The organism is Bradyrhizobium sp. 186, from assembly GCF_023101685.1.
Classification (GTDB): Bacteria; Pseudomonadota; Alphaproteobacteria; order Rhizobiales; family Xanthobacteraceae; genus Bradyrhizobium.
This window is the reverse complement of sequence record NZ_CP082165.1, coordinates 138,868-152,124: the sequence shown is the minus strand read 5'-3', so window position 1 is coordinate 152,124 and position 13,257 is coordinate 138,868. Positions and strand designations below refer to the sequence as shown.

General features: G+C 60.5%; 13 protein-coding genes. 1 reads left to right on the top strand and 12 read right to left on the bottom strand.

From position 1 onward, the window contains the following. Positions 1-8 precede the first annotated feature (8 nt). From IVB18_RS50485 to IVB18_RS50455, 7 genes are all read right to left on the bottom strand, one after another. Positions 9-1,022 (bottom strand): nitronate monooxygenase family protein, encoded by a 1,014-nt coding sequence (locus tag IVB18_RS50485; protein WP_247992230.1) that lies wholly within the window; start codon positions 1,020-1,022, stop codon positions 9-11. 21 nt (positions 1,023-1,043) lie between these two features. Further along, positions 1,044-2,234 carry an acetyl-CoA C-acyltransferase gene (locus IVB18_RS50480; RefSeq protein WP_247992229.1) on the bottom strand — a complete coding sequence of 397 codons (1,191 nt, stop codon included), beginning with the start codon at positions 2,232-2,234 and terminating at the stop codon, positions 1,044-1,046. A 15-nt stretch (positions 2,235-2,249) separates the two neighbouring features. Beyond that, the gene (locus tag IVB18_RS50475; protein WP_247992228.1) at positions 2,250-3,380 is read right to left on the bottom strand and encodes an acyl-CoA dehydrogenase family protein; all 1,131 of its coding nucleotides are present in this window, start codon (positions 3,378-3,380) and stop codon (positions 2,250-2,252) included. Between the two features lie 24 nt (positions 3,381-3,404). Beyond that, positions 3,405-4,586 carry an acyl-CoA dehydrogenase family protein gene (locus IVB18_RS50470; protein ID WP_247992227.1) on the bottom strand — a complete coding sequence of 394 codons (1,182 nt, stop codon included), beginning with the start codon at positions 4,584-4,586 and terminating at the stop codon, positions 3,405-3,407. Positions 4,587-4,598: 12 nt separating this feature from the next. Further along, positions 4,599-5,336 carry an SDR family oxidoreductase gene (locus IVB18_RS50465; RefSeq protein ID WP_247992226.1) on the bottom strand — a complete coding sequence of 246 codons (738 nt, stop codon included), beginning with the start codon at positions 5,334-5,336 and terminating at the stop codon, positions 4,599-4,601. Positions 5,337-5,381: 45 nt separating this feature from the next. Next, entirely contained in the window at positions 5,382-6,863 is a 1,482-nt protein-coding gene (locus IVB18_RS50460) for a class I adenylate-forming enzyme family protein (RefSeq protein WP_247992265.1), read from the bottom strand. Positions 6,864-6,989: 126 nt separating this feature from the next. Further along, positions 6,990-7,628 carry a 2-hydroxychromene-2-carboxylate isomerase gene (locus tag IVB18_RS50455; RefSeq protein WP_247992225.1) on the bottom strand — a complete coding sequence of 213 codons (639 nt, stop codon included), beginning with the start codon at positions 7,626-7,628 and terminating at the stop codon, positions 6,990-6,992. Between the two features lie 206 nt (positions 7,629-7,834). Between IVB18_RS50455 and IVB18_RS50450 the strand changes: the two genes are divergently transcribed. Continuing rightward, the gene (locus IVB18_RS50450) at positions 7,835-8,335 is read left to right on the top strand and encodes a helix-turn-helix domain-containing protein (RefSeq protein ID WP_247992224.1); all 501 of its coding nucleotides are present in this window, start codon (positions 7,835-7,837) and stop codon (positions 8,333-8,335) included. A 448-nt stretch (positions 8,336-8,783) separates the two neighbouring features. Here IVB18_RS50450 and IVB18_RS50445 read toward each other — a convergent pair whose 3' ends face one another. The 5 genes from IVB18_RS50445 to IVB18_RS50425 form a co-directional block, all read right to left on the bottom strand. Further along, complete coding sequence (locus tag IVB18_RS50445) at positions 8,784-9,446, bottom strand: Fic family protein (protein WP_247992223.1); 663 nt, start codon at positions 9,444-9,446, stop codon at positions 8,784-8,786. Positions 9,447-10,052: 606 nt separating this feature from the next. Further along, entirely contained in the window at positions 10,053-10,790 is a 738-nt protein-coding gene (locus tag IVB18_RS50440) for an SDR family NAD(P)-dependent oxidoreductase (RefSeq protein ID WP_247992222.1), read from the bottom strand. Between the two features lie 751 nt (positions 10,791-11,541). Continuing rightward, entirely contained in the window at positions 11,542-12,201 is a 660-nt protein-coding gene (locus IVB18_RS50435) for a LysR substrate-binding domain-containing protein (protein WP_247992221.1), read from the bottom strand. Positions 12,202-12,315: 114 nt separating this feature from the next. Further along, a complete protein-coding gene (locus tag IVB18_RS50430) occupies positions 12,316-12,687 on the bottom strand; it encodes a VOC family protein (RefSeq protein ID WP_247992220.1) in 372 nt (123 codons plus the stop codon). 4 nt (positions 12,688-12,691) lie between these two features. Continuing rightward, complete coding sequence (locus tag IVB18_RS50425; RefSeq protein WP_247992219.1) at positions 12,692-13,090, bottom strand: LysR family transcriptional regulator; 399 nt, start codon at positions 13,088-13,090, stop codon at positions 12,692-12,694. Between the last annotated feature and the right edge of the window lie 167 nt (positions 13,091-13,257).

Here is a 13,257-nt window from a genome sequence, read left to right as displayed (position 1 = left end):
ACTCTCCCTCAGGCGACCTCGCGCGCCGGCTTGGTTGTTGCAACGGTACCATCAAGGAAGCCAGTCAACCGCTGCCGGATGATCTGCTCGGCCTCAGCCATGATACGATCGATCAGTTCCTTGACCGTCGGGACGTCATTGATCAAGCCGACCACCATGCCGCAGCTCCAGGCTCCGGCGTCCATGTCGCCGTCGATCATCACCTTCGGATAGACGCCCGCGACCTGCTCGTGGATGTCGTCGATCTTCAACGTGGCGCCCTTCTCGCGCTCGATCTCGAGCAGTTCGTCGACGCCTTTGTTCTTCAGCACCCGCTCGGTGTTGCGCAACGCGCGCATTACGAGGCGCGTATCGAGCTCGGTGGCGTCAAGCAGCGCCTGCTTCACATTGGGATGGACCGGTGCCTCCTTGGTGGCGATGAAGCGCGTACCCATGTTCATGCCGGCAGCGCCCATCGACAGCGCCGCGACCAGGCTGCGCGCATCGGCCATGCCGCCGGAGGCCACGAACGGAATCTTGAGCTCGTCGGCCGCGCGCGGCAGCAGGATCATGTTAGGGATGTCGTCCTCGCCGGGATGGCCGCCGCACTCAAAACCATCGACGCTGACCGCGTCGCAGCCGATCTTCTCGGCCTTTAGCGAATGCCGCACCGAGGTGCATTTGTGGATCACCTTGATGCCGGCAGCCTTCAGCGCCGGCATGTACTGCTCCGGGCTGCGGCCGGCGGTCTCCACCGCCTTGACGCCGCCCTCGCGGATCGCCGCGATATACTCCGGATAGGGCGGCGCGGTGAAGCTCGGCAGGAAGGTGAGATTGACGCCGATCGGCTTGTCGGTCATGTCGCGGCAGCGCGCGATTTCCTTTGCCAATAGCTCAGGCGTCCGCTGCGTCAAGCCGGTGATGATGCCGAGGCCTCCGGCGTTGGACACCGCGGCCGCCATCTCGGCAAAGCCGACATAGTGCATGCCGCCCTGGATAATCGGATGCTGGATGCCGAACAGTTCGGTGATTGCTGTCTTCACGAATTTCTCCCGCGTTTCCGATCAGTGGACGATTTCAAAAAGGCCGGCTGCGCCCATGCCGCCGCCGATACACATGGTCACGACGCCGTACTTCGCCTTGCGCCGCCGACCCTCGATCAAGAGGTGGCCCGTCAGCCGCGACCCGGTCATGCCGTAGGGATGGCCGATCGCGATCGAGCCGCCGTTGACGTTGAGCCTGTCCGGATCGATGCCGAGCTTGTCGCGGCAATAGATCACCTGCACCGCATAGGCTTCGTTGAGCTCCCAAAGATCGATGTCGTCGATCTTCAGATTGTGACGCTTGAGAAGCCGCGGGATCGCGGCGACCGGGCCGACGCCCATCTCATCGGGCTCGACGCCGGCGGCGACAAAGCCGCGGAAGATGCCGAGCGGCTTTAGTCCCTTTTGCGCGGCGATCCTGTCGCTCATGACCACGCAGGCCGAGGCGCCATCCGATAGCTGGCTGGCATTGCCGGCGCTGATGGTCTTGCCCTCGAACACCGGCTTGATCTTGGCGAGGCCTTCCGCCGTGGTATCCGGCCGCGGGCCCTCGTCCCTGGCCAGCGTCACCTGCTGATAGATGGCCTCCTTGGTGTCCTTGTCGACCACCGCCATCTTCGTCGTGATCGGCACGATCTCGTCGCTGAAGCGGCCGCCCTGCAACGCGGCGCCGACCCGGCGCTGGCATTCGAGGCTGTATTCGTCCTGCTTGTCGCGGCCGATCTTGTAGCGTTCGGCAACGACCTCGGCCGTCTCGAGCATCGACATGTACATCTCAGGCTTCATCGCCATGAGATCCTGGTCGACCGCGTGGAACTTGTTCATGTGATCGTTCTGAACCAGGCTGATTGACTCGATGCCGCCACCGATCGCGATCTCGACGCCGTCGAGCATCACCGAGCGCGCCGCCACCGCGATCGCCTGCAGGCCGGAGGCGCATTGGCGGTCGATCGTGGTGCCGGCAACGGTCACCGGAAGCCCGGCGCGGATCGCGCCCTTGCGCGCAACGTTCATCACCATGGTGCCCTGCTGCATCGCGCAGCCCATCACCACGTCCTCAACCTCGCCGGGCGCAATGCGGGCGCGCTTCACCGCCTCGGCCATGACATGGCCGGCGAGGGTCGGCCCGTCGGTGTTGTTGAGCGCGCCGCGATAGGCCTTGCCGACGCCGGTGCGTGCGGTGGAGACGATGACTGCTTCGGGTGACGACATGCTTGCCTCTCTGTCTCAGGCGGCCGCGTCGAGCTGCGCGTAACGCAACACGTGGTAGGCGGGATCGCCGAACTGGATATTGATGGAAGAGATCCGCTTGAAGTAATGACCGACATTGAGCTCGTCGGTCATGCCCATGCCGCCGTGCAACTGCACGGCCTGATCGGCCACGAATTTTGCGGCATAGCCGATCTTGGACTTGGCGCCCGAGGCGAGCCGCGAGACGCCGGCCTCATCCTCGCCAAGACTGAGGCTGAGATGCTGCATCAGGGACAGCGCTTCCTGATGCGCGATGAACATGTCGACCATCCGGTGTTGCAGGACCTGGAAGCTGCCGATCGTGACGCCGAACTGCTTTCGTGTCTTGGAATAGTCCAGCGTCGATGCGTTCAGCTCACCGATCGCACCGACCGCCTCGGCACAGAGCGCGCCGATCGCCCGGTCGCGGCAGGCCTCCAGCGCGGCAACGCCCTCGCCCTCCTTGCCCAGCAACTCCCCGCGCACGCCCCGAAGGCTAAGCTCGGCTGCCTTGCGGCCATCGATGGTCCTAAAACTCTGCAGATCGAGGTTGGCGGCGCGGCGATCGACCACGAACAGGCTGACGCCGCCGCGATCATGACGATGGCCCGAGGTGCGGGCGGAGACGATGAGATAATCCGCCCAGGGTGCGGCCAACACCGCGGTCTTCTCGCCGGTGAGGACATAGTCGTTGCCGTCCCGGCGCGCCGTCGTGGTCACGGTGGCGAGATCGAAGCGCGAGCCCTTCTCGGTCCAGGCCAGTGCCCAGAGCTTAGCTCCCGCAATAATGTCGGCGATGTAGGCCTGCTTCTGCGTGTCGGAACCCGCCTGCTCGATCAAGCCGCCGGCCACCACGACCGTCTCGACAAAGGGCTCGACGACGAGACGGCGGCCGAACTCCTGCATGATGATCATGGTCGACAGCGGCCCGCCGCCGAGCCCGCCGACGGCTTCCGAGAACGGCGCGGCGAGCAGGCCGAGCTCGGCGAATTCCGCCCATTGCTTGCGGCTAATGCCTTCCTCGCTCGCGACGATCTTGCGGCGCGCATCGAAATCATACTTGTCGCGCAGCAGTCGCTGAACGCTCGATCGCAACAATTCCTGCTCTTCCGTGAACTGGATATCCATCCGACCCTCTTCCTGGCGCTGTTGCTACAGACCGAGCACTGCTTTCGCGATGATGTTGCGCTGGATCTCGTTCGACCCGCCATAGATCGATAGCTTGCGCGAGTTGAGGTATTTCTCCGAGGCCGTGTGGCCGTAGTCCGGCCCCGGCATGAAGCGGTTGGCGCTGACCGGATGCTCGCGGATCGCAAGGCCATCATTGCCAATCGCGCGATGGGTCAGCTCGGTGATATCCTGGAAGATCTCTGTGCCGCGGATTTTGAACAGAGAGGCCGCCGGCCCAGGATCGATGCCGCGCGCCATCTGCGCCACGACGCGTAGCTCGGTCGCCTCCAGCGCCAGCACGTCGAGCTCGACGCGGGCGATGTCCCGGATGAATTCGAGATGCGCCGGATCGTCTTCCGGAATCTCGGCCTTCACGATCTTCTTCAACCGCTCGATGTAGCGCGTCGAGCGGCCGATCCCGGCCATGCTGGTGCGCTCATTGCCGAGCAGGAATTTTGCGTAGGTCCAGCCTTTGTTTTCCTCGCCGATCAGGTTCTCGACGGGGACGCGGACGTTCTCCAGGAAGACATCGTTGACCTCGTGCGAGCCGTCGATGGTGATGATCGGACGCACGGTGACGCCCGGCGACTTCATGTCGATCAGGAGGAACGAAATGCCGGATTGCGGCTTGGCCGTCGGATCAGTGCGGACCAGGCAGAAGATCCAGTCGGCGTGCTGGGCCAGCGTGGTCCAAGTCTTGTGGCCGTTCACGATGTAGTGGTCGCCGTCGCGTACCGCCTTGGTGCGAACGGTGGCGAGATCCGAGCCCGAGCCCGGCTCGGAATAGCCCTGGCACCACCAGTCCTCGCCCGACAAGATGCGCGGCAGGAACTTCTTCTTCTGCCCCTCATTGCCGAAGGTGTAGATCACCGGGCCGACCATGGTGACGCTGAACGCCAGAGGCGGCAGCGTGCCGGCACGGCTGGTCTCCTGCTCGAACAGAAAACGGCGGGTGATCGACCAGCCGGGCCCGCCATATTCCTTGGGCCAGAGCGGCGCGATCCAACCCTTCTTATGAAGGATGCGATGCCACAGCAGCATCTGCTCCTTGGAAAGATCGGTCTCCGGATTGGGGACGCGCATCGCAGCCGGATAATTGTCCTTGATGAATGCGCGGACTTCGTCGCGAAACGCCGCGTCTTCCGGGGATAGCGCGAGCTCCATGGGACGCACTCCCTACCACTTCTCGCCGAACGGACGGATCTCGAGCTCGGACGTCCAGGCGCTCTTGGGCTGCTGGTAGAGCTGCCAATAGGACGCCGCCACCGACGCGGGCGGCATCAGCAGGTCCGGATTATGGAGCGCATTGGGGCCGAGCGCTTCCAGTCGGCGCTGCCGCACCCATTCGGTATCGACGCCGGAGTCAATAATGAGGTGCGCGACATGGATGTTCTTCGGCCCGAGTTCGCGCGCCATCGCCTGCGCGACGGCCCGCAGGCCGAACTTGGCGCTGGCGAAGGCGGCATAGCCACTACCGCCGCGCAGCGACGCGGTCGCGCCGGTAAAGAAGATGTTGCCGGCACTGCGCGGCAGCATCAGCCGCGCCGCTTCACGGCCGGCGAGAAAGCCGGAGTAGCACGCCATCTCCCAGACCTTGCTGAACACCCGCTCGGTGGTCTCGAGAATCGGAAAATTGACGTTGGCGCCGATGTTGAAGATACAGACCTCGAGCGGCGCGTGCTTATCGGCGTCGTTCAGGAAGGCGGTGATCTCCTCCTCTTTGCGCGCATCGAGCGAGCGGGCGTGGACCTCGCCGCCGGCGGCCTCGATGTCCTTGACCAGGGGCGCGAGCTTGTCGCCATTGCGGCGACCGGCGAAGACCGTGAAGCCTTCCGAGGCAAATTTCTTTGCAATCTCGCCGCCGATGAAGTCACCGGCGCCGATTACCGCAACCGTCCTGTTTCTCTTCTGCACGGGACTTCTCCAGCCTTGTGAGATGTTGAAGCGATCTCGCCCGCTTCAGCTGCGTAGCGATTCCGCCAGCTTGTGCTTCAGGAGCTTGCCGGTCGACGTGGCCGGCAGCGCGTCCATGAGGATGATCTCGGACGGCCGCTTGTAGGACGTGAGCTCCGGCGCGACATGCGCCATCACATCCTGCGCGGTGGCCGAGGAGCCTTTGAGGAGCTGGACGAATGCGACGATCTCTTCGTTGCCCACGACCGGCCGCCCGACCACGGCGCATTGCACCACGTCGGGATGGGTGCTGAGCACCGCCTCGATCTCGGCCGGATAGACGTTGAAGCCGGACCGAATGATCATCTCCTTGGTGCGGCCAACGATAAACATCGCATCGCCCTCGAAGCGCGCGAGATCTCCCGTGTTGAACCACCCGTCCGGGTCGATCGCCTTCGCCGTGAGGTCGGGCGCGCGATAATAGCCGCGCATCACATTCGGTCCGCGGACATGCAGCTCGCCGATGTCGCCGTTCGTCACGATGGTGCCGTCGCGCGCCACGATCCGGGCCTCGATACCCGGCACGAGGGTGCCGACAGAATTGTCGCTGCGCGGCGCCTCGGGCCGCACGCCGGAAATACCTGGCGAGCATTCGGTGATGCCAAAGGCGTTGCCAAGCGGCAGACCAAGCTCCTTCTCGACCCTTGCCTTGAGCTCGAGATCGAGCGGGGCACCGGCGACGCTCATCAGGCGCAGCGCCCCGCGCTCCAGCCTCTGTAAACCCGCCATCTGCTTGTATTCAAGCAGCCGCTGGTAGGTAGCGGGCACGCCGTTCAGAAGCGTGATGCCTTCCTCGGTCAGCGCCCTGGCAAGCGCAGCCGGGTTGTATTTGGTGACCAGCCGGGTGATGCCGCCGACCATCAGCGTCATCGTCAGCAGCGAGATGCCGACAATATGCGAGATCGGCAGCACGCAATACTGCACGTCGTGCGCCGTCATGCTGCGCAAATTCGCCGTGGTCCTCGCCGAAAACAGCAGGTTCCGATGCGTGAGCATGACGCCTTTCGGCGTTCCGGTCGTGCCGGAGGTGTAGATGAGAACCGCTACCTGACGTGTGCCGTCGGCCTCGACCGGCTCGGCCTGCGTGTCCTGGTTCAGGGCAGACACGCCGATACCGTGGAGCGGTCCGACATCCTGCACCGCAGCGTCGTAACGCGTCGCGTGCGCGGCCGCCTCTTCGGAGACCTTTGCCGTGAAGAACATGCGCCGGGCGCCACTATGATCCCTGATCTGATCGAGCTCACGCGGCGACAGCCGCGGGTTGGCGACAATCGCCCAGGCATCGAGGCGGCTTGCAGCGAACAGGAGGCAGGCGAGCGCGATCGAGTTCTCGCTGACGATCATCATGCGATCGCCGGCGCGGATGTCTAGCGCGCGCAGCGCCTCCGCCGTAGCACCAACCGCCCGATCGAGTTCGCGATAGGTCAGGCTGGCATTGTCTTCGATCAGCGCCGTCCGGTCGGGAGTGGCGGCAACATAGGGGTCCATGACCTCATGGATGCGCTGCGGCAACGCATTCGTGATTTCGGCTGCAGCCTGCTGCCAGTTCGCCAATGACACCTCCCGTTGAAAGGCCCTTTGCGGGCTCGGTTCGTTCCGGATGGCTCCGCGCGGTCAGGCGCTCTTGCGCAGCGCCGAGCTCAATTGCGCAAGGATTTCTTCCTCGACATCGCGCAGACTGTCCTTGCCAAAGTAGATCTCGTTGCCGACGAAGAACGTTGGAGAGCCGAACGTGCCGCGCGCCACCGCGCCGCCTGTGTTCTCGATCAGCTTTTTCTTGACGTCGTCCTGCTGGGCGCGAGCGATGATGCGATCGATGTCCAGCCCGGATGACAGGAACGCCTCGCGGAACACCTGCGGATCGTCCATCTTCTTGGGCTCGACCCACATGTGGTGATAGGCGGCACGGAAGTAGGGCTCGAACATCCCTTCGAACTCGGCCGCGACAACGCCGCGCATCAGCATCAGCGTATTCACCGGGAAGAACGGATTCGTCTTGAATTTGGTGATGCTGTGACGGCGCAGGAAACGCTCGGTCTCGAGCGCATTGTATTCCGGCTTGTTCTTGATGCCGCGCAGCGACTCCGCGGGCGACATGTTGCCGGTCGCCTTGTAGACACCGCCGAGCAGCACCGGCACGTAGTCGAACTTGACTCCCGTTCGCTGCTCGATGGCGGGCAGCGCAAGCTCGGCGAGGTAGGCGTTGGGGCTGCCGAAATCGAAGTGAAATTCGACCCTGAGCGGAGCTGCCATGGAACGCCCTTCCCTTCGATGGCGGCAATGGTTCGCCACCTGATTGATCGTGGCACGAGTCCTAACGTTCTCTTTTAGAACTGTCAATATGATCATCATCATTCAATGCCGACGTTTCTGCGCAGAATGAGGCATCCTATTGAAATGTAGTGAGTTCTGATTTAGCATTTATTTTCTTAGATGCCGCAGATCGACTGGAGACGTTGATGAAATGGGATGCTCTCGAGGAGGAGCCGTGCTCGCTGGCCCGCACGGTGGCGGTCATCGGCGACCGCTGGAGCCTGCTTATCCTGCGTGAATGTTTTCTTCGGATCCGCAGATTCGACGAGTTCCAGGGGTCGCTTGGCGTGACCCGGCACCTCTTGGCCGACCGGCTGAAGAAGCTCGTCCGCTTTGGCGTCCTTCGCAAAATTCCCTATCAGGACGCGCCCAAGCGCTACGAGTATATCCTGACGCAGAAGGGTCTCGACCTCTATCCGATCATCATGTCGATCGTGCACTGGGGCAATATCCACATGGTCGATTCGCGCGGACGGCCGTTGCTGCACGAACACAAGAACTGCCACAAGATGTTCAACCCCGTCATGGTCTGCTCCGAATGCGGTGAGCCGCTGACCGCGAAGGAGGTCCATGTTCATCCGGGCCCCGGCGCGCGAAAATCCTCACCTGCGCGTGCGAAGGCCGTCGAGAACGAGACGAAACGATAGCCGACCGAACAAATGCATCAGCGGCCTGATAGATTTCGATGTAGCGGCTGCTCTTCAGCATGAGCAGGGCAGTGCCACTATTTTCCGTTAAGAGCACAGTCCTTGACCGTCATCCGAGGCTGCGTGATTTCGATCAGAGGTTCGCCATCGAGGCCAGCCGCAGCGACGACGGCGAGACCGAGAACCATTTCCGGGAACGTCGGCGACCCAAATACCTCTCCTCGGGACTGACCAAATGTGCCTGCTGCGGTGGCGGCTATGTGGGCGAGAATTGCAGCGAGACCAATTTCGTTAGTTGGCCCCCGGCGGCTGATACAGTCGAGGAAACCATCGATCGACGACTTCGGCTGGGAAGCCGAGACTTTTTGATGTTGGCGCTGCCAAATATCCGAGATCGATGAGCTTATTTAGAGCCGTTCGGGCCTGCCTTGTTTCATACCCGGTGAGCTCAGCGGCTTTTCCGCGCGAAAATTGACCGGCAATCACTGCCTCGCGCAACAACGGCCACCCGTCGTGCCAAACCACGCGAAACTGACCAGAGCTCCGAACCGACGTCGAGCTCACGCAACAGAGCGTGCGAGAACAGTCGGGTCACGCGGCCGTTGCCGTCGAGAAAAGGGTGAATCCAGGCGAGGCGATGATGAGATGCGGCCACGCCGATCACCTTACGAAGTCGCGAGAGATGGGGCGAACTGTAGCCTTCGACGAACCGCTTGAGGAATGCGCCGAGTTCATCCGGTGCCGGCGGCACGTGCCTGCCGACCTTTACTTGTCGATCGCGCAGCTTGCCGGGGACGACCTTTAGGCGTTCTTTGGTTTCCGGATTTTCGACCCACAACATCTCGTTGGGTAGACGTTCGCAAAAATTGAGGTGGGTCCAAGTGATAAACTCTAGCGCCATCACTGGCGTCGGCGCCTCGCCCCGATCAATCATTCGCTGGACGTCGATGTGCGCACGCGCTTCAAGCTGGAGATTGCGGCGCTCCGGCTCAGGAGCGAGCTCGTCTTTCAGCGCTCGATCAATATCAATCGGAAAGGTATTGTGACCTTCGATGAGGTTGGAATAGTAGCAGTTCATCGAGCGGACAAGATCGCCCACCGAGGCGCGCATCGCGGGGTTTAAGCATCTTGCTCCGACGCAGTCCAAGTACGCAAATCTTCACGAGAACAAAGAAAGCGGTCCGCTTTGATCGGCGGTGCGCCGGGATGCAGAGGTGGCCACGCTCGTGCCCGATAGTGAATCGGCGACGCCCGCCCTTAGAAGCCCTATTCAAGAGGATAAAGCCTTTCTGCTTATCCTCCAGCGCGTAAAGGCAACCTTCAAAACCATCGGTCTCTAGCTCACCGATTTCCGTTATGCCAAGTTGCTCCGCCAAACTCTCTATCGGCACAGGATATTTCAGATTCGGCTCAGCTTTCAGGATTCGGGCCACAAGACCTTCCGGTGAGCCTGTACCTTCGAGAATCGCGCCGCGTGACCATGGCGGCCTAGTCCCTGCTCTGCTTCAGACGCTCGACCATCTGCTGAATCATGTCCAGATCGGTTGTCGATAGCTCTTTCAATTCGCGAAACATTCCAACGACACGCGCATCCTCGGATTTGCCAGTCGGGTTTTCTCCAACCAAGTCAGCCACGCTGACTTTGAGCTTGTCCGCGAGTTATCATTTTGCCCCTCTCAGCTCTTAACGTTCCCAACTTATCTCGAAACTCACCCAATCAGTTAGGCAGTAAGGCCGAAAAGCGCGCCTGCACCGCTTTGGGATCAGCGACAAACGAATTCGCGGCATTTCGCGAAATTTCGCCCGGATGCACATCAAGCTCGCCAGACTCCACTGCGTTCAGCGTGTCCCATGCTGCATCAAATGCAGATACTTTCGGCTGCTGGCTCCACGCGCCCATTGCCGTATCGACCGCCACAGGCATCGATGCGATCACCGTGGTCCCTTGCTTTGCAAGTTCGGCTCGCAGGGACTTAGTTAGAGACAACGCAGCAGCTTTCGAAGCAGAATATGTGCCGAGAAGGGGCAATGTGACGAGAGACAGAAACGAGAGGACATTCACAATTGCGCCTCCGCCGCTCTTTGCCAGTATAGGCGCAAAGGCCCGCGACATCCGAAGCGGTCCGAAGTAGTTCACTTCCATTTCACGAAGGCCCTGCTCCAGGGCATCAGAAGACATGGCACCAGTCATGCCTGCATAGCCGGCATTGTTGATCAGTAATGATATATCGCCGGCGGACGCAGCAGCTCCATTGACCTGATCTTGGTTCGTCACGTCGAGTATCAGCGGGATAAGTCTCGGGTCACCCGATCGGAGAACATCCGCCAGAGACTTTTCATTTCGGACGGCAACGTAGATCTTCCTGGCTTCGCGCTTGAGAAGTTCGCTCACGAACTCGCGGCCAATGCCGCCATTGGCACCCGTTACGAGCGCGACAGATCCAGCTATTTTCATGATTGAGAATTTCCCTGCGCTACCAATGAGACTCAGACCAGCATTCGTATTTGTCTTGAGAGGTCACCCAAGCAATCGGCCGAGGCAATACCGTCGCCAGCGTTAACTTGAAACGGATTTGTTGCTGACAATGCCGCGCGACCAACAATGGTGGCAAACGAAATAAGCCCTGGCGGCGTGACTTTTAGTCACCTACCTCCCCAATTGAGCGTGCAATCGAGAGAACTCCTCTGAAAACAAAACAGGCCCAGTCTCAACATGCGGACCGACCCAAGACGGTGCATCAATTCGGGCGTCAGATTGAAATATCTTGGCGCGATGAAATGCATCCCCTCATCGGCGCTTTCGGTTGACGTCGAGCAAGGCTTTAAATTCGGAACACCGGAAATCTTATTCTTAGCAATGAGCGAGGGTTCCCCGATCAAACCAAGTTTACAGCACCCTCACGTCCATAACGCACACGCTTTTCTTATCGCCTGAGATTAAGAGTGGGTGCGGCCTCAACTCCCGCAGAGGCCGCGCCTGCGTGATCACCGCCGATACATCGACTAAGCTTGGCCGGACCGCGCCTGCTGCTCGCGCGCACGACGTGCCTCGTAAGCCTTAAGATGAGCATAAACGACTTCCGACAGGGGTGCAGGCTGCCCGACGCTCTTGGCACGCTTGAGCATTTCTCCCACGATTTGATCTGCTTCGATGGGAAGAAACGTACAGAGGGGGTTGCGGTTCAGCAAAACAGCACGGACCGCCTTTATGGCTTCCGGCGGCTTGCCTTCCGTAATTGCGTTTCACCTGCGAGCCATTCCTGTGAATTCGCAAACTCGCCCTCCAGAAAACGGCGAACTTCCTTTGTCAATTTTCGCAGATCGCTCTCCTTCCGGCGCAGCAGCCAGACATTTAGCGTTGCATTTTCCTGCGGCAATACTCGAACAAGCCCCTCGGCTAACGCAAAGGGGACCGCAAGGAATGCCAGCCCCAAATCGTGCGCCGCCGCCGCAAAATGATTAGCGAGCGGCGTTACCCGAAGAACGCTTCGTTTCGCGGCCGCAGCAGAAAACTGCGTAAAGAGTGGTAACTGGCCCCTGCGCTCACTTTGAAATCCAGAAAAATCCGACGTGTGACCGATGATGTCATGATCTTGCATATCGTCCAGCGATCTCAGCGGTCTGTGGGTCGCTAGATATCGTTCCGATGCAAATATCCCAAACGCCGCCGTCGCGACTCTCTTGCCAACAAGCTCATTCTCGCCGGGATCTCCCATCCGGATTACAAAATCTAGATCGTTGGTCGCGATGCTTTGCTGCTGGAGAGAGGAAATAACCTCCAGATTCAAACGACCGTTCAATTGACGAAGTTTTGCTACGCGCGGTAGTAGCCAATGCTCTATCAGTCCTTCGGTCGTGCTTAGCACAAGCAGCGATCTTGATCCTATTACGACCCGTACGACCCGGCGGGACAATGCGTCCCGGATTCATATCCCGCAAAAAACGAGTAATTTCTCGCTTCGGCGCTGGGACGAAGGATACTATTCGGCGACGTATTGCACGAACAACGTCGGCACATTGCAGGTCCCATCGCGCAGGGTGAACACGCGCGTGCCGGGTTTTGCACCGGTTTTGACGTCCGACACGTTGCGGCCGCCCGCGGCCAGACGAGCACGAGCGGCGTCCGCGTCAACGACCGACCACGCAATCCCCCACAACGCGTCCGGCTTGCCATCGGCCTCGCGACTGGGATTGGACATCACCTCGATCAGCATATCACCCACACCGAATTGCATCAGGCGTCCGCCAGTCTCTCGATTGGTCCTGTCGAAGGAAAGATCAAGACCCAGGCGTGCGCCATAAAGCGCTGCCGCGCGCTCGGGATTGGCCGTCGATATGACCACGAGATCCATCTTTTCAACTGATGCTTCGGTAGCCACGCGCGAGCCGCGCGCGGGGGTTCTCGCGCTCAAATTGACCGATGCATGATGTTAGATATGTAGCGGCAAACAAGGGCGCCGCGCTAGCGCGGAGTTCAGCCGGATCAACATCCGCATTAATCGCCCGAAGCCCTCGCGATATCTCCAAGAATGCCCCCGAAACAGATGCGTAAAGAGTCTCGCCCGATGGGGTGAGATAAACCTTGCGTTGCATGCGAACAAACAACTTTTGACCGAGTTCGTCTTCCAGACGTTTGATCTGGTGGCTGATCGCAGATGACGTCAGATTTAGCTCGTTGGCAGCCTGCTGAAACGAACTTAAGCGCGCTGCTGCTTCGAACGAGCGTAAAGCCAGAAAACTGGCGAATGGGTTCAAGTGCTACCATGATGCGAAAAATAGATGACAGCGAGTCAACTGACTATCGTTTTATTCAGTTGCCGCCTCGTCGTTGAAAGTATTTATCGGCCGTCACAAGAGATAGGCGGCGCAAACTCTGATGAGGCCTCGAACCTTAGCGTCGCCGCGAGCGCCTATCGCTCTCA

Excerpts from the sequence above, each read along its gene's own strand:
- IVB18_RS50460 (WP_247992265.1), bottom strand. The coding sequence starts at position 6,863 with ATGGACCCCTATGTTGCCGCCACTCCCGACCGGACGGCGCTGATCGAA.
- IVB18_RS50475 (WP_247992228.1), bottom strand. The coding sequence starts at position 3,380 with ATGGATATCCAGTTCACGGAAGAGCAGGAATTGTTGCGATCGAGCGTT.
- IVB18_RS50455 (WP_247992225.1), bottom strand. The coding sequence starts at position 7,628 with ATGGCAGCTCCGCTCAGGGTCGAATTTCACTTCGATTTCGGCAGCCCC.
- IVB18_RS50470 (WP_247992227.1), bottom strand. The coding sequence starts at position 4,586 with ATGGAGCTCGCGCTATCCCCGGAAGACGCGGCGTTTCGCGACGAAGTC.
- IVB18_RS50440 (WP_247992222.1), bottom strand. The coding sequence starts at position 10,790 with ATGAAAATAGCTGGATCTGTCGCGCTCGTAACGGGTGCCAATGGCGGC.
- IVB18_RS50450 (WP_247992224.1), top strand. The coding sequence starts at position 7,835 with ATGAAATGGGATGCTCTCGAGGAGGAGCCGTGCTCGCTGGCCCGCACG.
- IVB18_RS50480 (WP_247992229.1), bottom strand. The coding sequence starts at position 2,234 with ATGTCGTCACCCGAAGCAGTCATCGTCTCCACCGCACGCACCGGCGTC.
- IVB18_RS50430 (WP_247992220.1), bottom strand. The coding sequence starts at position 12,687 with ATGGATCTCGTGGTCATATCGACGGCCAATCCCGAGCGCGCGGCAGCG.
- IVB18_RS50445 (WP_247992223.1), bottom strand. The coding sequence starts at position 9,446 with ATGCGCGCCTCGGTGGGCGATCTTGTCCGCTCGATGAACTGCTACTAT.